The 17,719-nt window shown below is 63.4% G+C and carries 22 protein-coding genes; 5 read left to right on the top strand and 17 right to left on the bottom strand.

The annotated features are described in order from the left end of the window. Positions 1–3: 3 nt before the first annotated feature. The 3 genes from clpS to NKH54_RS12200 form a co-directional block, all read right to left on the bottom strand. A complete protein-coding gene (gene clpS / locus NKH54_RS12190; RefSeq protein WP_023671012.1) occupies positions 4–330 on the bottom strand; it encodes an ATP-dependent Clp protease adapter ClpS in 327 nt (108 codons plus the stop codon). Between the two features lie 276 nt (positions 331–606). Beyond that, entirely contained in the window at positions 607–936 is a 330-nt protein-coding gene (locus NKH54_RS12195) for a phasin family protein (RefSeq protein WP_023671011.1), read from the bottom strand. Beyond that, the gene (locus tag NKH54_RS12200) at positions 933–1,208 is read right to left on the bottom strand and encodes a hypothetical protein (RefSeq protein ID WP_023726657.1); all 276 of its coding nucleotides are present in this window, start codon (positions 1,206–1,208) and stop codon (positions 933–935) included. The genes NKH54_RS12195 and NKH54_RS12200 overlap by 4 nt, the downstream gene beginning before the upstream one ends. A 68-nt stretch (positions 1,209–1,276) precedes the next feature. On the opposite strand from NKH54_RS12200, the gene NKH54_RS12205 reads away from it, so the two are divergent. After that, positions 1,277–2,614 (top strand): SPOR domain-containing protein, encoded by a 1,338-nt coding sequence (locus NKH54_RS12205; RefSeq protein ID WP_502907505.1) that lies wholly within the window; start codon positions 1,277–1,279, stop codon positions 2,612–2,614. A gap of 46 nt (positions 2,615–2,660) precedes the next feature. On the opposite strand, the gene NKH54_RS12210 is transcribed toward NKH54_RS12205, so the two are convergent. The 4 genes from NKH54_RS12210 to NKH54_RS12225 form a co-directional block, all read right to left on the bottom strand. Further along, positions 2,661–3,359 carry a DnaJ domain-containing protein gene (locus NKH54_RS12210; protein WP_023700739.1) on the bottom strand — a complete coding sequence of 233 codons (699 nt, stop codon included), beginning with the start codon at positions 3,357–3,359 and terminating at the stop codon, positions 2,661–2,663. Next, positions 3,359–4,090 (bottom strand): hypothetical protein, encoded by a 732-nt coding sequence (locus NKH54_RS12215; RefSeq protein ID WP_027049456.1) that lies wholly within the window; start codon positions 4,088–4,090, stop codon positions 3,359–3,361. The genes NKH54_RS12210 and NKH54_RS12215 overlap by 1 nt, the downstream gene beginning before the upstream one ends. A gap of 103 nt (positions 4,091–4,193) precedes the next feature. After that, entirely contained in the window at positions 4,194–4,631 is a 438-nt protein-coding gene (locus NKH54_RS12220; RefSeq protein ID WP_023688589.1) for a DUF1489 family protein, read from the bottom strand. A gap of 78 nt (positions 4,632–4,709) precedes the next feature. After that, a complete protein-coding gene (locus tag NKH54_RS12225; RefSeq protein ID WP_353028285.1) occupies positions 4,710–6,113 on the bottom strand; it encodes an L-serine ammonia-lyase in 1,404 nt (467 codons plus the stop codon). A 272-nt stretch (positions 6,114–6,385) separates the two neighbouring features. On the opposite strand from NKH54_RS12225, the gene NKH54_RS12230 reads away from it, so the two are divergent. Then, positions 6,386–7,129 carry a DUF599 domain-containing protein gene (locus NKH54_RS12230; protein ID WP_023671004.1) on the top strand — a complete coding sequence of 248 codons (744 nt, stop codon included), beginning with the start codon at positions 6,386–6,388 and terminating at the stop codon, positions 7,127–7,129. Here NKH54_RS12230 and NKH54_RS12235 read toward each other — a convergent pair. From NKH54_RS12235 to NKH54_RS12265, 7 genes are all read right to left on the bottom strand, one after another. Next, positions 7,078–7,875, bottom strand: coding sequence for a YdcF family protein (locus NKH54_RS12235; RefSeq protein ID WP_023693431.1), 798 nt, complete (start codon positions 7,873–7,875; stop codon positions 7,078–7,080). The genes NKH54_RS12230 and NKH54_RS12235 overlap by 52 nt on opposite strands. A 7-nt stretch (positions 7,876–7,882) precedes the next feature. Beyond that, positions 7,883–8,413 (bottom strand): hypothetical protein, encoded by a 531-nt coding sequence (locus tag NKH54_RS12240; protein ID WP_023712360.1) that lies wholly within the window; start codon positions 8,411–8,413, stop codon positions 7,883–7,885. A 1-nt stretch (position 8,414) separates the two neighbouring features. Beyond that, positions 8,415–9,980: an amidase gene (locus NKH54_RS12245; RefSeq protein ID WP_353028286.1), complete on the bottom strand. Its 1,566-nt coding sequence runs from the start codon at positions 9,978–9,980 to the stop codon at positions 8,415–8,417. Next, on the bottom strand, positions 9,980–10,435 hold the full coding sequence (locus NKH54_RS12250; protein ID WP_023671000.1) for a GNAT family N-acetyltransferase: 456 nt from the start codon (positions 10,433–10,435) through the stop codon (positions 9,980–9,982). The genes NKH54_RS12245 and NKH54_RS12250 overlap by 1 nt, the downstream gene beginning before the upstream one ends. A 7-nt stretch (positions 10,436–10,442) precedes the next feature. Then, positions 10,443–10,730, bottom strand: coding sequence for an Asp-tRNA(Asn)/Glu-tRNA(Gln) amidotransferase subunit GatC (gatC, locus tag NKH54_RS12255; RefSeq protein ID WP_023670999.1), 288 nt, complete (start codon positions 10,728–10,730; stop codon positions 10,443–10,445). A 110-nt stretch (positions 10,731–10,840) separates the two neighbouring features. Then, the gene (locus tag NKH54_RS12260; protein ID WP_023696540.1) at positions 10,841–11,257 is read right to left on the bottom strand and encodes a hypothetical protein; all 417 of its coding nucleotides are present in this window, start codon (positions 11,255–11,257) and stop codon (positions 10,841–10,843) included. Between the two features lie 44 nt (positions 11,258–11,301). Continuing rightward, complete coding sequence (locus NKH54_RS12265; RefSeq protein ID WP_352674498.1) at positions 11,302–12,009, bottom strand: metal-dependent hydrolase; 708 nt, start codon at positions 12,007–12,009, stop codon at positions 11,302–11,304. Positions 12,010–12,172: 163 nt separating this feature from the next. Between NKH54_RS12265 and ruvX the strand changes: the two genes are divergently transcribed. Then, positions 12,173–12,679, top strand: a complete 507-nt coding sequence (gene ruvX, locus NKH54_RS12270; RefSeq protein WP_353028287.1) for a Holliday junction resolvase RuvX — start codon at positions 12,173–12,175, stop codon at positions 12,677–12,679. On the opposite strand, the gene NKH54_RS12275 is transcribed toward ruvX, so the two are convergent. The 3 genes from NKH54_RS12275 to NKH54_RS12285 all read right to left on the bottom strand — a co-directional run bounded on the left by NKH54_RS12275 (position 12,597) and on the right by NKH54_RS12285 (position 15,277). Further along, complete coding sequence (locus NKH54_RS12275) at positions 12,597–12,938, bottom strand: DUF6105 family protein (protein WP_023693426.1); 342 nt, start codon at positions 12,936–12,938, stop codon at positions 12,597–12,599. The genes ruvX and NKH54_RS12275 overlap by 83 nt on opposite strands. Beyond that, the gene (locus NKH54_RS12280; protein ID WP_023688597.1) at positions 12,938–13,525 is read right to left on the bottom strand and encodes a hypothetical protein; all 588 of its coding nucleotides are present in this window, start codon (positions 13,523–13,525) and stop codon (positions 12,938–12,940) included. The genes NKH54_RS12275 and NKH54_RS12280 overlap by 1 nt, the downstream gene beginning before the upstream one ends. A gap of 123 nt (positions 13,526–13,648) precedes the next feature. Then, positions 13,649–15,277 (bottom strand): DNA alkylation response protein, encoded by a 1,629-nt coding sequence (locus NKH54_RS12285; protein WP_023688598.1) that lies wholly within the window; start codon positions 15,275–15,277, stop codon positions 13,649–13,651. Between the two features lie 196 nt (positions 15,278–15,473). Between NKH54_RS12285 and NKH54_RS12290 the strand changes: the two genes are divergently transcribed. Together NKH54_RS12290 and NKH54_RS12295 are read left to right on the top strand one after the other, a co-directional pair. Continuing rightward, the gene (locus NKH54_RS12290; protein ID WP_023688599.1) at positions 15,474–16,436 is read left to right on the top strand and encodes an aspartate carbamoyltransferase catalytic subunit; all 963 of its coding nucleotides are present in this window, start codon (positions 15,474–15,476) and stop codon (positions 16,434–16,436) included. Continuing rightward, positions 16,433–17,719 carry a dihydroorotase gene (locus tag NKH54_RS12295; protein WP_023693423.1) on the top strand — a complete coding sequence of 429 codons (1,287 nt, stop codon included), beginning with the start codon at positions 16,433–16,435 and terminating at the stop codon, positions 17,717–17,719. Before NKH54_RS12290 ends, NKH54_RS12295 begins: the two co-directional genes overlap by 4 nt.

The following is a 17,719-nucleotide window of genomic DNA, read 5'->3' on the forward strand; positions in this document are numbered from 1 at the left end:
ACCTCACTTCTTCTCCATCACGCATTGCAGCGGATGCTGATTCTGTCGGGCGAAATCCATGACCTGAGACACTTTGGTCTCGGCCACCTCGAATGTATAGACCCCGCACTCGCCCACCCCATGATTGTGAACATGAAGCATGATGCGTGTGGCGGCTTCGCGGTCCTTTTGAAAAAAACGCTCCAGGACGTGAACCACGAACTCCATGGGCGTATAGTCGTCGTTGAGGATGAGGACCCTGTAAAGGCTGGGCTTCTTGGTCTTGGTCTTGGTGCGCGTAATGACGGCTGTGCCGCGACCGGCCTCATTGCCGTCGCCGTCACTTTGCATCCGCACCACGCTTGTTGTGGCAGTCAAACCTGAAGTCACGTAATCCTGCCTCTTTCGAATCCCCATGCGAGTTCGATATGTAGGTGTTCGATGGACGATTTTAAGCCCTTCTTGTTAGCTGACAATATGGCTAGGTGGGCAAACCGAGGCGATTTTCAAAATCGTGAACCGCCAAAGCCCCGGAATTGAAACAGGCATGAAAAAACCCGGCCGCGCATCTGCGACCGGGTCTGTTTTGCAAGCCCGAAAGGCCGTGCCTGGTATTCTCGAGCGAAATTACTTCGCCTTGGCGACAATCGATTCGAAGGGCTTGTAAGCCTCCTTGGCGAGATCGGCATAGAGATCGCCGAACTTGGTCGCCTCGGCGACGAAGCTCTCATAGCTCTGCTTGGCGAAGTCGGACTGGATCTCGACCGCCTTTTCCAGCGACTTGGCGGAGAACAGCTTTTCGACCGCGGCGCTGCCGGCCTCGAAGCTCTTCTTGGTGTATTCGCCAGCTTCGGTGGCGATCGCCTGCGCGCCCTTAGAGAGCGAGGTGAAGCTCTTCAATCCGGTATCGGCAAACTCCTTGCCGTATTTCGAGAAGTCCTCGTAGGTCTGGGTCATTTGACGTTTCCCTTGGCGTTTTGAAGCGCCCTTGCCTGAGCGCGGTTGTGCAATGCACGAGAATATATTGTGCGCTGCACAAAAGTCAAGATTTCAGCGGCATCAGGCCGCGCTGCGCCGGCAACAGCTAAAATTCGAATAAAGAAAGGCTCAAGCCCGAGGAAAATGGTGAACGCGCCGGTTACCATAAACGGATTGGTAACGCTGGCCGCGATAGTTTGACGACAAGTGAGGTCGGATCCCTTTGCCGCCTCCAGGGCAATGAGTTTCAAAGGAACTATCAGTGCGTCAGGCGTTGTCGGTCTTCGGTTCAAAATCCGCATCTTCCCTCAAAACAATCATGATCCTCGCTTTGGCGATGTCATTTGTCGTCGCGGATGCCGCGTCCTCGATGGCCGCCAGGTCTTCGGCGATCGTCGTCGACGCCAAGACCGGCAAGGTGCTTTATTCGTCCGATGCCAACGGCCGGCGCTACCCGGCGTCGCTGACCAAGATGATGACGCTCTATCTGACCTTCGAGGCCATGGCGAAGGGCCGGATCAGCAGGAACACGCCCGTGCCGTTCTCGGCCAAAGCGGCGGCCGAACCGCCGACCAAGCTCGGCGTCAAGGCGGGCGGAGCGGTTTCGGTCGAGACCGCCATCCTGTCGATGGTGACCAAGTCGGCCAATGATTCGGCGACCGCGCTCGGCGAACTGCTCGGCGGCAGCGAAAGCAATTTCGCCCGCATGATGACCGCCAAGGCGCGCGCGCTCGGCATGGACGGCACCGTGTTTCGCAATGCCAACGGCCTGCCCGATCCCGGCCAGTTCACAACCGCCCACGACATGGCGATGCTCGGCATAGCGCTCAGGGAACATTATCCGCAGTATTACGGCTATTTCTCGCAGCGCTCCTTCCTTTACGGCCGCCAGCGCATCAATGGCCACAACCGTCTGCTCGGCCGCATCAAGGGCGTCGACGGCATCAAGACCGGCTATACCCGCGCCTCCGGCTTCAACCTCGTCTCGTCGGTTTCGGATGGCAACCGCCGCCTCGTCGCCGTCGTCATGGGCGGCACTTCGGGGCGCAGCCGCGACAACCAGATGGCCGGCCTGATCAACGCCTACATGCCGCGCGCATCGACCCGCGGCGGCGGCGCCCTGGTCGCCAAGGCCGGCGGCGACAATCCGGCCAAGGCGCTGGCCAAGGTCTTCCTGCCCAAGCATGACGATCCGACATCCGCTGACGAGCAGTCTGCTGAAGGCCAGTCTGCCGACGAACAGACGGTGGCCGCGGTCGAAGAGCCCGCCCCCGTCGTCAAGACCAGGAAGGTCAAGACCGTCATCGTGACGGCGCCGAAGGTCGAAACTGCGCAGATTGTGGCTGCCTATGCCGAACCCACGCCTGTATCCCCACAGGCGGTCGACCCGGTCAACACGGCCTCGGTGCCGGCTGGTTGGGCGGTGCAGGTGGCGTCGTCGCCCAAGCAGTCCGAAGCCCAGGCTTTCCTCGACAAGACCGCCAAGCTGGCGCCCAAAGTTCTTGGGGCTGCTTCCGGTTTCACCGTCGCCTTCGAAAAGGATGGCGAGACCTATTACCGCGCCCGGTTCGGCGGCTTCCGCTCGAAGGACGCGGCCTGGAATGCCTGCAATGCCCTGAAGAAAAAGAAAATCGCCTGCTACGCCGTCCAACAGTAGGGCGGCGTCGGAACCATCTCCCGGAAATTTACTGCGTCGAAGGAGACTAGTTGTGATTGGAGAGCAAAACGTCCTTGGCTTCGTTGATCCGCGCCGCCAGGAAAGACGTGCCGCCGATGTCGGGGTGCAGGCGCTGCATCAGGCGGCGGTGCGCCTTGCGGACATCCGCCGCGGCGGCCCCCGCTTCAAGACCAAGGATCTTGTAGGCCTCCTCCTTAGTCATGGCGCCCGCACCTGGCGCAACACCCAGCCCTTCGCCACCGTTCGCCTCAGCGTCTTTGCGCCAGACGGGAAAACGGCCGTCAAGATACGTCTCTAGGAGCTGGCGGCTCTCCGGGTCGCCGGGGAGTTCGCGGTAAAGCTGCTGCAGCTCGGCCAGGCCCATCGCGCCCAGCATCTTGCCTTCATGGCGGCCGGCCAGAACCAGGCCTTCAAGCCCGCCCGTATCGTGATCAAGCTCCATTTCCAGTGCGGCGGTCCGCACCGTCGAGCGCTTGCCGGGCGCCGGCCCGACCGACGGCCGCTTCATTCGCATCGAACCGTACCAGGCAAGGGCCGCGGCCAGAATGAGGCCGGCAATGCCTTCGCGCCCGACCACCAGCACGGCGAGCCCGACCAGCGCCAGAAGCACCGGCCCGAGCGTGCGCATGCCGCTTGCCAGTTTTTGCGCATCGGCGCGGACAAAGATCGTCGCCGCGCCGAGCAGCACCAGAAACAGTGCAACAAGTGCAATGATAGCGCCCATCAATTCCCGCCGCCCCTGAGATGCTCGATCAGCAGCCGGTCTCCCGGCCTGTCCCTTGCCTCGAGCGCCTTCAATCCACCCGTCGCATAGACGGCGACCGCCGAAAGCAGCCCGGCCAAGGTCGCGGCGGCCCGCCGATCAAATCGGAACCAAGCCCCTTTGGACAGCCGCGCAATCTCCTTGAACGCCTTTTCTGCGCCGGGATCATGGCCTTCCTGGAAGACGAAGACGGGAGCGCCGTGCAGACCGAGGCTGCCGGCCTTCTGCGCCAGGTCGTCGATATCCTCTTCCATGGCGTCGCCGATATAGACCAGAGCATTGACCTTGGCCGCCGCCGTTTCCTTCAGCGCATGCGCCAGCACCTTGCCGATCTGGGTGTGGCCGGCACGGCAGTCGATCCGCGTCATCAGCTGCTTCAGGGCATTGGTGTCGGCGACAAAAGCCGACGAGCGGCACTCGCCCAACCCGCGAAAATAGGCCAGTTGGACGCTGAGAGTTCCGGCCTTGCCGACGGCGTCGAACATTTCGCCCTGCAGCTTGGTGGCGAGATCCCAGGTCGGCTGGCGGCTCATCGTGGCGTCGAGCGCAAGGATCAGCCGCCCGGAGCCGGTCGCGGACGCGGCAAGCGTCCGGGCCTGACGGATGAAGGCGTCGATCTCGCCGGCATTGGATTGAGGCTTGACCGGCGCAGGACTGGCCCTTGCGGGCACGCGCTGCTTCTTGTCGCTCATAAGAAGCAAGATGTGGCGTTGTCGAGCCCCTTGCAAGTCCAGCCTTGGACAAGATGAAGGGCCAGCGCTCGACGCTCTGGGAGAAGCGGCCGCGCCCTTGGCTCTACAGCAAGCCCAGATCGGCGAGCTCGCGCTTCAGTTTCGGCGGCATCTCGACCATTCCGGCCTTGCCCTTGCCGAAATCTGCGGGCGCATCCGACGGTTTGAGATAACGCCAGCCCTGGAAGGCGCGGCGCGGCTGCCAGTCGGTGCGCACGACGTCGAGGTCGAGCATCAGGCGGCAACGGCCGATGCCTTCGTCGTCGGTGAAGGGCCTGATATCAGTGATCAGCTGGCGGCATTGCACGCTGCCCTTGATCACCCAATAAAGCGAACCGCCATCGGTGACCTCGGCGCCGCGCGCCGGCACCATGCGGGTGGTGTGCCAGTGCTCGGCGGGTTCGCCGGCGCGGCGGCGCTCATCGACGCGAAAGGCGATCCATTCTTCGAGGTCCTCGACGCTGTCGCAACCGACGCACAGTTTTAGGAGATTGAGTGCCATCGCTTAAGGTTTAGTCCGGCGCGCGATTGCGTCAACGGCCCTGCCCGACTTCTCCACAGTGCCAGTGGCGTTGCGCGGTCAGCATTCCACGACATTGACGGCGAGCCCACCAAGGCTGGTTTCCTTGTACTTCTCGTTCATGTCGAGGCCCGTCTGGCGCATTGTTTCGATCGCGGCGTCGAGCGGCACGAAATGGACGCCGTCGCCTTTGATCGCCAGAGAGGCGGCGGTGACCGCCTTGACGGCGCCGAGCGCATTGCGCTCGATGCAAGGCACCTGGACCAGACCGCCGACCGGATCGCAAGTCATGCCGAGATGATGTTCGAGCGCGATTTCGGCGGCGTTCTCGACCTGCTCGGGCGTGCCGCCCATGACGGCGCAGAGACCCGCGGCAGCCATCGCCGAGGCCGAGCCGACCTCGCCCTGGCAGCCGACCTCGGCGCCGGAGATCGAGGCATTGGTCTTGATGATGCCGCCGACGGCGGCCGCCGTGAGCAGGAAGTCGCGGATGCTCGGCTGGTCAGCCTCGGGGTGGAAATGCAGCCAGTAACGCAGCACCGCCGGCAATGTGCCGGCCGCGCCATTGGTCGGCGCGGTGACGACGCGTCCACCGGCGGCGTTCTCTTCGTTCACCGCCATGGCGTAGATCGACAGCCAGTCATTGGCCAGCAAAGGGTTGGGCTTGTTCTGCTGCCATTGCTCCTGCAGCTTGTCGTGCAGCATGCGGGCACGACGGCGCACTTTCAGCCCGCCCGGCATGATGCCGTCCTGCGACAGGCCGCGGTCGATGCAGCACTTCATGGCGCCCCAGATCGCATCAAGGCCGCTGTCGAGCTCCTCGCGCGACATATGCGTCTCTTCATTGATGCGCTTCATGTCGGCGATAGACAGGCCGCTTTTGCCTGCCATCTTCAGCATCTCGACGGCATTCTTGAAGGGATAGGGCACCTTCTTGCCTTCTGTGGTCACCGAGCCCTTCACCTTCATCCGCTGCAGCTCTTCCTCGGACACCACGAAGCCGCCGCCGATGGAATAGTAGATGCGCTTGAGCAGCAGCCGGTCGCCGGCATCGTAAGCGTAGAAGGCCATGCCGTTGGCGTGGCCGGTGAGCGGCGTCTTGCGGTCGAGCACCAGATCCGTCGCCGGATCGAAGCGATAGGAGGGATGGCCGCGTGGCGATATCCGCTTCTCGGCGGCGATGCGCGTGGCGATTCCCTCGGCCTGATCGGGATCGACCGTCTGCGGTGTCAGGCCAGCAAGTCCGAGGACAACGGCGCGATCCGAGCCATGGCCGATACCGGTATAGGCGAGCGAGCCGTGCAGGCTGGCGCCAATGCGATCGACCTTGACGCCGGCCGGGCGCGGCCAGTCATCGCCGGCGATCTCGTCGAGAAACCGCCGCGCCGCTGTCATCGGTCCCATCGTGTGCGAACTCGACGGTCCGATGCCGATCTTGAACAAGTCGAAAACCGAAAGAAACACGCTGCGCCGTCTCCGGGAATGGGATCAAGACCTACATATAGGACTTTCCATGATGTTTGTGCTGTTTTGCGGATTGCGGCGCTGCACCTGCCGACCTTGTTTGCTCCGGCAGCGACATCCCCGGCTAAAAGCGCGTCGCGCTGAAACGGATTCATGCGACGCGCTTTAAGTTCTTGTTTTAATGCATGTGGTTGTCACAGAACCGCAGCTCACTTCTGGGCGACATGCTTTGGAGCATCGAACTGACCGCTTTGCCTGTGGTAAAAGGGGGCATGGGCGATTCCTTCCATCTGTCGACGGCTGATCTGGCGGCGCTGGCTTTTTTCCTGCTCGCATGGTTGCTGCATACGCTGGCGTCCGACGGCAGACTGGTCAGCCGGGTGTCGTTGACGATGGCCATGAACGTGCAGCGCGAGGCCTGGATGCGCACCATGGCCGAGCGCGAAATCCGCATCGTCGACACCGCCATCATGAGCGGCCTGCAGCAAGGCACCGCCTTTTTCGCCTCCAGTTCGCTGATTGCGCTCGGTGGCTGTTTCGCGCTGCTTGGCGCCTCGGATCAGGTCCTTGCCGTGCTGAACGACCTGCCGTTGAACGCGACCTCATCGCGCTCCGCCTTTCAGATCAAGGTCTTTGGTCTGGTCCTGATCCTGGCCTTCGCCTTCTTCAAGTTCGGCTGGGCCTACCGTCTCTTCAACTACTGCACGATCCTGATCGGCGCGGTGCCGATCCCCTATGGCGAGGCGTCACGCAACCCGGTCAGCGAAACGGCGGTGTGGCGCGCGGCGCGCATGAACATGCTGGCCGGCAAGCATTTCAATTCAGGCCTGCGCGCGGTGTTCTTCTCGATCGGCTATCTCGGCTGGTTCGTCGACCCGATCGTGTTCGTGCTGTCGACGCTGCTGCTACTGGCAGTGCTGGTGCGGCGTCAGTTCTTTTCCGCCGCAAGGCAAGCCGTGATCGGTCAGCCGCCCGGGCCGGGGAAAAGCTGGTCGATCCGGCCCGACAGCCAATAGGCGGCGAGCCCGATCCACTCGCGGATCGCCATGGTCGTGGTCTGCAGCGAATCGGGTGCGTTGTCGCGAAACAGGCCAAAGCCTTCCTTGCCCGAGGTGCGATAGTCGACCGGCCACGGGACCGTGTGAAAGCCGGCCTTGTCGAACAGCGCCTTGGCGCGCGGCATGTGGAAGGCGGAGGTCACCAGCAGCCAGGTTTCGCCCGATTTCGGCGTTACCAGTTCCTTGGTGAAGACGGCATTCTCATAGGTGTTGCGGGATTTGCTCTCGAGCATCAGGCGATCGGCGTCGACGCCAAGCGCACCGAGCAGCCGCGGCGCGGTGGCCGCATCCCCCTCGCCATCGATGAACAGTTCACCGGTGCCGCCCGAGATAACCACTTTCGCCTCGGGAAAGCGCCGGGCAAGGATCGCCGCCTCGACCATGCGGTCGCCGCCGGAATTCAGCTCATAGCCGCCGCGCGCCAAGTTGATGGCGCCCTCGAAGCCGCCGCCGAGCACGACAATGCCGTCGACCTTCCGCGGCAGCGGCGGCTTTGGGAAGCGCTCTTCGAGCGGATTGAGCATCATGGCGCCAAGCGACGTCCAGGCCGACAGCGCCAGAATCAGGAAGGCGAACACACTGCCCGTCGCCGCCAATCGCCGGCGGCCGATCAGCGCCGCGAGCAAGCCGGCAAGCAGCAGGAAGATCGCCAGGTTAAGTGGTTGGACGAAGAACCAGAATACCTTGGAGAGATAGAAGAACATTGCCTGCCTATCTCCAGCTCAAATTGTGACGGCCGGTGAAGTGCTCGACCGCACTCGCTACCGCTTCCGCTTCGAGGCGGCTTAACTCCCTGCCGAAAACAAGGGCGCCGTTCGCGTTGGTTAAGCTGATGACTTCCGACAGTCCCACTTCGTCCGTGGGATAGGTATGGTCGAGGATTTCGACCCTAAGATGCCCTTTCAAAGGCAGTGACCACCGATTTCGCAAAGAACCCCTCACCGAGCGCACGGCTGCGGTGTCGGTCAGCCGCAGGGTTTCCCTGCCGAACACCCGCCAGATGAAATCCTTGCCCAGGAAATAGGTGAAGAGGGCAATGACCGCCACGAAGGACAGCAGGCCGAGCGTGCCGCTGGTGAGCGTTGCGGACGACATATCCGTCAATCCCATGTAGCCGGTGTAGGCGACGATCGCGGCCCCGATCAGGACAAAGACTGTCCTGAAATCCGAGGTGCGTGGCGGGTTCGTGATCAGCAGTTCGTTTCCCGTCTCGACGATGGAAATGCGAGACGGAGGCGGCATGCTACCACCACTTCTCCGGCTGGAAGGTTCCCGCCGCCTGCTCGATGACGGCGGCTGTCTGGAACAGGGTTTCCTCGTCGAAGGGACGGCCAATCAGTTGCAGGCCGAGCGGCAGGCCCTTGGCATCGAGGCCGGCAGGCACGGCAATGCCCGGCAGTCCGGCCATGTTCACGGTCACCGTGAAAATGTCGTTGAGGTACATTTTGACCGGATCGGCGGCCATGTCCTCGTCAGCGATGCCGAAGGCGGCCGACGGCGTCGCCGGCGTCAGGATGACGTCGACGCCGTCGGCAAAAACCGTCTCGAAGTCGCGCTTGATCAAATTGCGCACCTTCTGCGCCTGCAGATAGTAGGCATCGTAATAGCCTGCCGACAGCACATAGGTGCCGATCATGATGCGACGCTTGACCTCTTGACCGAACCCGGCGGCCCGGGTCTTTTCGTACATGTCGACAATGTCCTGGCCCGGCACGCGCAAGCCATAGCGGACGCCGTCATAGCGCGCCAGATTGGATGACGCTTCGGCAGGCGCTACGATATAATAAGCCGGCAAAGCATATTTGGTGTGCGGCAGCGAAATGTCGACGATCTCGGCGCCGGCATCCCTGAGCCAGGCAATGCCCTTCTGCCACAGCGCCTCGATCTCTTCCGGCATGCCGTCGACGCGGTATTCCCGGGGAATGCCGACCTTCATGCCCCTGATCGGTTTGCCGATCGCCGCCTCGTAATCCGGCACCGGCCGGTCGACGGAAGTGGTGTCCTTGGCGTCGACCGAGGCCATGGACTTCAGCATGATCGCGGCATCGCGCACGTCCCGGGCGATCGGGCCCGCCTGATCGAGCGACGAAGCGAAGGCGACGATGCCCCAGCGCGAGCAGCGGCCATAGGTCGGCTTGATGCCGACGGTGCCGGTGAAGGCGGCTGGCTGGCGGATCGAGCCGCCGGTGTCGGTGGCGGTGGCGCCGGCGCACAGGAAAGCCGAGACGGCGGAAGCCGAGCCCCCCGACGAGCCCCCCGGCACCAGTTGGGCATTGTCCAGCGTGCGCGCGGTCTTGGTGCCGCCGGCCGAAACGAAACCGCCATCGCCCTGATGCATGGTCGGCATCACCACCGTGTCGAGGCGCGAACGCCGCCATGGATTGACGACAGGGCCGTAATAGGAGGTCTCGTTGGACGAGCCCATGGCGAACTCGTCCATGTTAAGCTTGCCCAGCATGACGGCGCCGTCTGCCCACAGATTGGCGGTGACGGTCGATTCGTAGCGCGGCTTGAAGCCGTCGAGCACATGGCTGCAGGCCTGGGTGTGGATACCTTCGGTGCCGAACAGGTCCTTGATGCCGAGCGGGATGCCCTCCAGCGCACCGCCCTCGCCCTTGGCGAGCCTGGCGTCGGAAGCTTTGGCCATATCGCGCGCCTTGTCGCCGGTGACGACGATGTAGGCATTGAGCACCGGATTGGCGCGCTCGATGGCACCGAGATAGGCCTCGGTGATTTCGACGGCAGAAATCTCCTTGGCGCGCAGCTTGGCGCGCGCCTGCGAAATTGTCAGATGGGTCAGTTCGCTCATCAAAGGCTCTTTTCGTAAAACACCGACCACTCGGAATCGGGATAATCCAGCACCGGCCCGCAGCGCGAGAAGCCGGCGCGTTCATAGACGGTCCAGGCGGCGGGATGGCGGTCGCCGGTTTCCAGCACCAGACGCTTCAGCCCTTCGCTGCGCGCCAGCGTTTCGACATGTTCGACGATCTTGGCGCCGATCTTCCTGCCCCGATGCGAAGGCCGCGTGTACATACGCTTGACCTCACCGACGCGGGCATCATGGCGCTTCAGCGCGCCGCAGCCGATGGCTTGCCCGTCGTCGCGGGCGATAAAGACGGTGGTGTCGTCGCCAGCCATCTGCTCGACCGTCAGATGGTAGCAATGCTCCGGCGGCGTCAGTTCGAGCAGAGCCGCGTTGAGCTCCTCGACCAAAGCGCGGACATCGTCCTGCAGCGGCGTTTCGATGGCGATCTCGATTGCCATCGGCCGCCTACTCCACGACCTTCGGCACGAGGAAGAAATTCTCGTCAGTGGCCGGCGCATTGGCGACGATATCGGCGGCCTTGTTGCCGTCGGTGACGATGTCTTGGCGCTTCTTCATCTCCATCGGCGTCACCGATGTCATCGGCTCGACGCCGGAGACATCGACCTCGTTCAGCTGCTCGACAAAGCCCAGAATGGCGTTCAGCTCGCCGGTCATGCGCTCGGCATCCTCCTCGCTCACCGCAATGCGGGCGAGACGCGCGACGCGCTTCACAGTTTGCAGATCAACGGACATGTCTTTAGCCTTTGGGAAAACCAGATCGCGCTATAGCGGCGTGGCGCGTGCCGCGCAACATCGATCGTGCTTGGGGATAGAGCCCGTTCATGCCAGGGCGGCATTTCAGCCTAGGGCAGCGATACACCCTCGCACAGATAATAGCTGCCGCCATTGCCGGCCTGCTCGCCTTCGTCGGCGGTCGGGCGCACCGAGACGATGTCGATTTGGGTCGCGTTCATCTGCGTGATCGACAGTATATCGGGAAAGAGAAAGCCCGGCTCCTGGCAGATGGCAGTGACCGCCCAGCTCGGCGAGCGCGTCGCCTTGGTGACCTGGACGAACTCGCAATTATACTCGACGCTTTGCAGGCCGTCCGCCGACAAGATGACATTGCCGGTGTCGATCAGCGTCTGCAGCGTGTCCTTTTTGGCTTGCGCGCAAAGCTCCTGGGTCTGGAGGTAAACGCCCTTGATGAAGTCCTCGGCGGCGGATGCGGGCGACGCCGCAACCAGCATCGACACGCAAAGAGTCACTCTCAAGCCCATGGTTTAATTCCCCTTTGCGACAAGGGATCGTTCAAACGATCGCTTTATAGTGTGATCGTTTGGCCGATCGCTGGCAAGGCTACGTCGACACCTGACCCTTCGAGGCCGGCCACGAACTTCTCCGCCGTCGCGTCGATGATCGGGAAGGTGCCGAAATGGCAGGGAACGACCGTGTCGAAGTTGAAGAAGCGCCGGCAGGCCAGGGCCGCCACTGCGCCGCCCATGGTGAAGCGGTCGCCGACCGGCACGAGGCCGATCTTCGGCTCATGCAATTCCTCGATCAGCGCCATATCGGAGAAGATGTCGGTGTCGCCCATATGGTAGAGCGTCTTGTCCTCCGGGAAATGCAGGACCAGCCCGTTGGGATTGCCGAGGTAGACGTTCTGGCCGCCATCGAGCCCAAACGACGAGGAATGCAGTGCCTGCACGAATGTGGTGGTGAAGGCACCGCAATCGACGGTGCCGCCATGATTGCCGGGATTGATCTTCTTGCCGTCGACGCCCTTGCCGACCAGGTACATGCAGATCTCGTAATTGGCGACCAGCTGGGCGCCGCTCTTCTTCAGCACCTCCACCGCGCCGCTGACATGGTCACTGTGGCCGTGGGTCAGAAGCACATGGGTGACGCCTTCCGCCGGCCCCTCCCAGCCGCTCGTCCATGATGGGTTGCCGACGAGATAGGGGTCGATCAGGATGGTCGCGCCTGATGTCTCGACGCGGAAGGCGGAATGTCCGTACCAGGTCAATTTCATCGATCGTGTTCCTCGATTTTGGTTGCGCCGGAAGATAGAACGCCGGCAGCAAAATTAAAGTGACATAGTGTGCTCGCGGTTCAAAAGAACGTGTCGCGCTCTTTGTGACGGCAAGTCTGGGTAGCGATAGACTGGGTCACGGTAACGCTGGTGGGGAAAGCCGTTGGGCATCATAGCAATCGAGGATCTGCCGGCACGGCTGGAAGGCGGCAGGACGCTGGCCGGGCTCGACCTCGGCGACAGGACGATCGGTGTCGCCGTTTCCGACCGCGGCCTGTCCTTTGCCCATCCGCGCCCGGTCATCCTGCGCAAAAAGTTTTCGCTGGATGCGGCAGCGCTGCTCGCGCAGCTGCAGAAGGACAATGTGGGTGCGTTTGTACTCGGTCTTCCCATCAACATGGACGGTTCGGAAGGTCCCCGCGCCCAGAAGTCGCGCGCCTTCGTGCGCAACATGGCAGGCATAACCGAACTGCCCTTCGTGCTGTGGGACGAGCGGCTGTCGACGGTGGCGGCGGAGCGGACGCTGATCGAGATGGATTTCTCGCGCCGAAAGCGCGCCGGCAAGATCGATTCGGCGGCTGCGGCCTTTATTCTGCAGGGAGTTCTGGACCGGCTCCAGTCGCTTGACCCACGCGATCGGACGGAACCGGATTCCCCGCCTGCCGCCTGACCCAGGCCGTGATGTTGCGGCGGCGGCGAAACGCCCACAATGCCATCAGCAGGAAGCCGTCAAAAACGCAGGCCCTTGCCACCATGCCCGGAATGATCGCCGGATCGATGCCCAGCATCTGCCCGTAGAGCTGGAACACGAAATCATGCAGCTGCCGGCTGAGCATGACGTAGCCGAAATTGATGTCGTTGAGCGACAGGAAGAACCAGCCCCAGAACAGAGCGAGTGGCGCGGCCCACAATGCGAACAGCGTGCGCATCAGTGACCGTCCCTGCGGCTGGAACCGCCTCTGGGACCGCTGGGACCAATGTCCGGACGGCCGGAAATGCGCGACAGCAAGGAGCCGTGCGCGGCACCCTTGGCCATGGCATGGGCGGTGGCGCGGCTCTCTGCCTCCCGAGAAACCATGACAGCGAAGACCGACCTCCGCTCGGCCAGCATGGCGACATAGGAGGCCAGAAGTGCCGCCAATTGCACGGCGACAACCAAAAACAGGCCGTTGATGCCTCGCGCTGCGCCGCCGATCAGGATGAGCGACAACACCGCGGATGCCGAAATGAAGGCGGTCCGCGCCACACTGTCGGCTCCGTCCGGGCTCGCTGCGGCGTTAACCAGGCTCTCGACGAAGACCCAGCAAAACAGCACCGCCACGACCAGCAAGGCGATGGCCAGCGGCGCCACGACGGCAGCATTGTCGAGATCGGCCAGACGAGTGTTTTCCACGACGACACCGAGCACGCCCAGAGCGCCCGCAACGCCGCGGTTTCCATCGACACAGATGAACGCCAGCAGGGCGAAAACCAGCGCCCAGTGCAAGGCCAGAAAGGACGTCAAAATGTGCCGCATGGCATTCCTGCTTTGGTGACAAAGACAGTGGGGTCTGCGGCCTGCGGCTGCAACGGAAACCATTCGTTAAGGTTAACGGCTGTCCACAGGCAGGCAAATTCGTTCAAGGCCTGGCGGAAGGCCTCAATTCACCGGCGGATAGAGCGTGTCGACGATCATGCGCGCATCGTGGCGCGAATCGAGCATGCCATAGGTGTTGCGCCACTGGCCGGCGAGCCGCGTCTCGACGAAGGCGTCCGCAATCCGCCCTGCCCCCAGCCGGCGCAATTCCGCAGCTGCCGCCGACAGCGCCAGCTGTTCGGTCAGCAGGCGGGCCGACCCCTCATCGGTGCCGGCGACCTGCATGGCCGCCTTGAGCACGCCAATGGTTCCGCGTCCGCCGGCGCCGAGATCGCGGTCGATGCCGGCCAGCACCTCCTCGAACAGGCCGGGCGCGCGGCCGAGCACGCGCAGCACGTCGAGCGCCATGACATTGCCTGAGCCCTCCCAGATCGCATTGACCGGGGCTTCGCGGTAGTAGCGGGCGAGCGGCGCTTCCTCGACATAGCCATTGCCGCCGAGGCACTCCATCGCCTCATAGAGCAGTGGCGGCGCGATCTTGCAGACCCAGTATTTGACCACCGGGGTCATGGCGCGGGCAAAAGCAGCCTCGCCGCGGTCGCCGGCAGCCTCGTCGAAGGAGCGCGCCAGTCGGAACGAGAGTGCCGTGGCGGCGGCGACATCGAGCGCCATGTCCGCCAGCACGCGCTGCATCAGCGGCTGTTCGATCAACGTCGAGCCGGCCACCTGGCGGTGACGGGCGTGATGCACGGCCTCAGCCAGCCCCGCTCGCATGATTGCCGACGAGGCGACGGCGCAGTCGAGCCGGGTCAGCGTGACCATGTCCATGATCGTCTTTATGCCGGCGCCGGGCTCGCCGACCATCTCGCCGATGGCGTTGACGAACTCTACCTCCGATGAGGCATTGGAGCGGTTGCCGAGCTTGTCCTTCAGCCGCTGAAAGCGGAAGCCGTTGCCGGAACCGTCGCCGAGGATGCGCGGGACGAGAAAACAGGAAAGCCCTTCCGGCGCCTGTCCAAGCACGAGAAAAGCGTCCGACATCGGCGCCGACATGAACCATTTGTGGCCGGTGAGGCGATAAAAGCCGCTGCCGGCGCGTTCGGCCCGTGTGGTGTTGGCGCGCACGTCGGTGCCGCCCTGCTTTTCGGTCATGCCCATGCCGAGCGTCAGCCCGGTCTTGTCGACCGGCGGCTTCTGACTCTGGTCGTATTTGCGCGTCGTCACGCGCGGCGCCCATTCGCGAAACAGCTTTGGGCTGGCCATCAGGGCGGCCAGCGAAGCGCTGGTCATGGTGATGGGGCAGAGATGCCCGGTCTCGAGTTCGGCGGTCAGGTAGAAACGCGCGGCGCGCACCTGATGGCGACGGCCGATCTCGCTATCGCCGTTTTCCCAGATCGAGGAATGCAGGCCGCCGGCAACCGAGCGGCGCATCAGCGCATGATAGGCCGGATGGAATTCGACGAGGTCGATGCGCCGGCCCTGACGGTCATGCGTGCGGAGCTTCGGCGTCTCGACATTGGCGAGGCGCGCCAACTCCTGCGCCTCCTGCGTCAGGACGAACCGGCCAAGCCCGTCGAGGTCCTTGCGCACCGGATCGGAAAAACGCTCGGCAAGCTGGATCAGCAACGGATCGCCCCGCCAGGCGTTGCCGCCCGTCAGCGGCGGCGGCTGGTTGGTCACGTCGTCGGTCACGCCCAATCCTTCTGAAAGTAGAAGGGCCTTCTACCGGTAGAAAGGCCTTATCATCACAAGGCTTCGAATCCGAAGCAATCGGCTAGATATAGCCCAAGCCAGGCGGCGCGCGCGACGAAAATACCGGGGAGAAAGGCCGCAATCCCAAGCTGGCGCTTGCGGCAAGGAATTCTCCCCCCTATAGCAGCGCCTTGAGATGACCGACGCTTCGTCCCTGCCGCTTTATCCTCACCGCCATCTTCTGGGCATCCGCGATCTTTCCCCCGGTGATATCGAGCTCCTGCTCGACCGGGCCGATCGCGCCGTCGCCATTTCGCGGCAGTCCGAAAAGAAGACCTCGACGCTGCGCGGCCGCACCCAGATCAACCTCTTCTACGAAGCCTCGACGCGCACGCAGTCGTCGTTCGAACTGGCCGGGAAACGGCTCGGCGCCGACGTCATGAACATGTCGGTGGCGAGCTCTTCGGTGAAGAAGGGCGAGACGCTGATCGACACGGCGATGACGCTGAACGCCATGCGGCCCGACATCCTGATCATCCGCCACCAATCGGCGGGCGCCGCCGCCCTTTTGGCGCAGAAGGTCGGCTGCTCGGTGGTCAATGCCGGCGACGGCGCGCATGAGCACCCAACGCAGGCGCTGCTCGATGCGCTGACTATCCGCCGCGCCAAGGGGCCGCTGTCGAAACTGATCGTAGCGATCTGCGGCGACATCCTGCATTCTCGCGTGGCGCGTTCCAACATCATGCTGTTGAACGCGCTTGGCGCGCAGGTGCGTGTGGTGGCGCCGTCGACCCTGCTGCCGTCCGGCATCGAGAAAATGGGCGTCATCGTCTCGCGCTCGATGGCCGAGGGCCTCAAGGGCGCCGACGTGGTGATGATGCTGCGCTTGCAGCGTGAGCGGATGGAAGGCGCCTTCGTGCCTTCGGTGCGCGAATATTTTCGCTATTTCGGCCTCGATGCCGAAAAGCTGAAGGCCGCCAAGGACGGCGCGCTGGTGATGCATCCCGGTCCGATGAACCGCGGCGTCGAGATTGCGTCCGAAATCGCCGACGGGCCGCAAAGCGTCATCCAGGAACAGGTCGAGATGGGTGTCGCCGTGCGCATGGCGGTGATGGAAGCGCTGCTCGACCCGCGCCGCAACGAGGGCCGGAGCGCATGAACACGACGGTCTTTGAGCGCGCCCGCATCGTCGACCCGTCACGCGGTATCGACGAGATCGGCACCGTCATCGTCGAAGGGAAAAAGATCGTTGCCGCCGGCAAGGCTGCCCTGAACCAGGGCCTGCCGGCGGGAGCCACCGTGGTCGACTGCGCCGGCAAGGCGATCATTCCCGGCCTGATCGACGCGCGCGTCTTCATCGGCGAACCGGGCGGCGAACATCGCGAGACCATCGCTTCGGCCAGCGTTGCGGCGGCGGCCGGCGGCGTCACGTCCGTCGTCATGATGCCCGACACCGACCCGGTGATCGACAATGTCGCGCTGGTCGAATTCGTGCTGCGCACCGCCCGGGACACGGCAAGCGTCAACATCTTTCCGGCGGCGGCGATCACCAAAGGCCTCGCCGGTCGCGAGATGACCGAATTCGGCCTGTTGCGCGAGGCCGGTGCGGTCGCCTTCACCGATGGGCGGCACACAATATCCAGCGCACTGGTGATGCGCCGGGCGCTCACCTATGCCCGCGATTTCGGTGGCGTCATCGCACATGAGACACAGGATGGCGACCTCGCTTCGGCAGGCGTGATGAATGAAGGCCTGTATGCTAGCTGGCTCGGCCTTGCCGGCATTCCGCGCGAGGCCGAGTCCATCCCGCTGGAGCGCGACCTGGCGCTGGCACGGCTGACGCGCGGCGCCTACCACGCGGCCAAGATCTCGACGGCGATGGCAGCGCAAGCGATGACGCGCGCGAAAGCCGACAAGGCCAATGTCACGGCGGGCGTGGCGATCCACAATCTGTCGCTGAACGAGAACGATGTCGGGGAATACCGCACCTTCTTCCGGCTGACGCCGCCTTTGCGCGCGGAGGAAGACCGGCTGGCCATGATCGAGGCGGTCAAGGACGGCACGATCGACATCATCGTCTCCTCGCACGACCCGCAGGATGTCGACACCAAGCGCCTTCCCTTCGCCGATGCAGCTGCCGGCGCGATCGGGTTGGAGACGCTGCTTGGAGCAGCGCTTCGGCTCTACCACAATGGGGACGTGCCGCTACTTCGGCTGGTCGAAACACTGTCCACCGCACCAGCAAGGCTGTTCGGCCTGCCGGGCGGCACGCTGAAGCCGGGAGCGCCGGCCGATCTTGCGCTGATCGACCTTGAAGAACCCTGGATCGTGAGTGAAAGCGGCATCCGCTCGCGCTCGAAAAACACCTGCTTCGAAGGTGCGCGGCTGCAAGGCATGGTCTTGCAAACGCTGGTGGCGGGCCGCACAGTGTTTTCGAGCTAG

This window comes from Mesorhizobium sp. M1004 (genome assembly GCF_040318795.1).
Lineage (GTDB): Bacteria > Pseudomonadota > Alphaproteobacteria > Rhizobiales > Rhizobiaceae > Mesorhizobium.

What these genes read in the sequence shown, in the direction of transcription:
- clpS (WP_023671012.1), bottom strand. Translation starts at nt 330, where the DNA reads ATGCAAAGTGACGGCGACGGCAATGAGGCCGGTCGCGGCACAGCCGTC.
- NKH54_RS12195 (WP_023671011.1), bottom strand. Translation starts at nt 936, where the DNA reads ATGACCCAGACCTACGAGGACTTCTCGAAATACGGCAAGGAGTTTGCC.
- NKH54_RS12205 (WP_502907505.1), top strand. Translation starts at nt 1,277, where the DNA reads ATGATCCTCGCTTTGGCGATGTCATTTGTCGTCGCGGATGCCGCGTCC.
- NKH54_RS12210 (WP_023700739.1), bottom strand. Translation starts at nt 3,359, where the DNA reads ATGGGCGCTATCATTGCACTTGTTGCACTGTTTCTGGTGCTGCTCGGC.
- NKH54_RS12215 (WP_027049456.1), bottom strand. Translation starts at nt 4,090, where the DNA reads ATGAGCGACAAGAAGCAGCGCGTGCCCGCAAGGGCCAGTCCTGCGCCG.
- NKH54_RS12220 (WP_023688589.1), bottom strand. Translation starts at nt 4,631, where the DNA reads ATGGCACTCAATCTCCTAAAACTGTGCGTCGGTTGCGACAGCGTCGAG.
- NKH54_RS12230 (WP_023671004.1), top strand. Translation starts at nt 6,386, where the DNA reads ATGGGCGATTCCTTCCATCTGTCGACGGCTGATCTGGCGGCGCTGGCT.
- NKH54_RS12235 (WP_023693431.1), bottom strand. Translation starts at nt 7,875, where the DNA reads ATGTTCTTCTATCTCTCCAAGGTATTCTGGTTCTTCGTCCAACCACTT.
- NKH54_RS12240 (WP_023712360.1), bottom strand. Translation starts at nt 8,413, where the DNA reads ATGCCGCCTCCGTCTCGCATTTCCATCGTCGAGACGGGAAACGAACTG.
- NKH54_RS12245 (WP_353028286.1), bottom strand. Translation starts at nt 9,980, where the DNA reads ATGAGCGAACTGACCCATCTGACAATTTCGCAGGCGCGCGCCAAGCTG.
- NKH54_RS12250 (WP_023671000.1), bottom strand. Translation starts at nt 10,435, where the DNA reads ATGGCAATCGAGATCGCCATCGAAACGCCGCTGCAGGACGATGTCCGC.
- gatC (WP_023670999.1), bottom strand. Translation starts at nt 10,730, where the DNA reads ATGTCCGTTGATCTGCAAACTGTGAAGCGCGTCGCGCGTCTCGCCCGC.
- NKH54_RS12260 (WP_023696540.1), bottom strand. Translation starts at nt 11,257, where the DNA reads ATGGGCTTGAGAGTGACTCTTTGCGTGTCGATGCTGGTTGCGGCGTCG.
- NKH54_RS12265 (WP_352674498.1), bottom strand. Translation starts at nt 12,009, where the DNA reads ATGAAATTGACCTGGTACGGACATTCCGCCTTCCGCGTCGAGACATCA.
- NKH54_RS12275 (WP_023693426.1), bottom strand. Translation starts at nt 12,938, where the DNA reads ATGCGCACGCTGTTCGCATTGTGGGCCGCGCCACTCGCTCTGTTCTGG.
- NKH54_RS12280 (WP_023688597.1), bottom strand. Translation starts at nt 13,525, where the DNA reads ATGCGGCACATTTTGACGTCCTTTCTGGCCTTGCACTGGGCGCTGGTT.
- NKH54_RS12290 (WP_023688599.1), top strand. Translation starts at nt 15,474, where the DNA reads ATGACCGACGCTTCGTCCCTGCCGCTTTATCCTCACCGCCATCTTCTG.
- NKH54_RS12295 (WP_023693423.1), top strand. Translation starts at nt 16,433, where the DNA reads ATGAACACGACGGTCTTTGAGCGCGCCCGCATCGTCGACCCGTCACGC.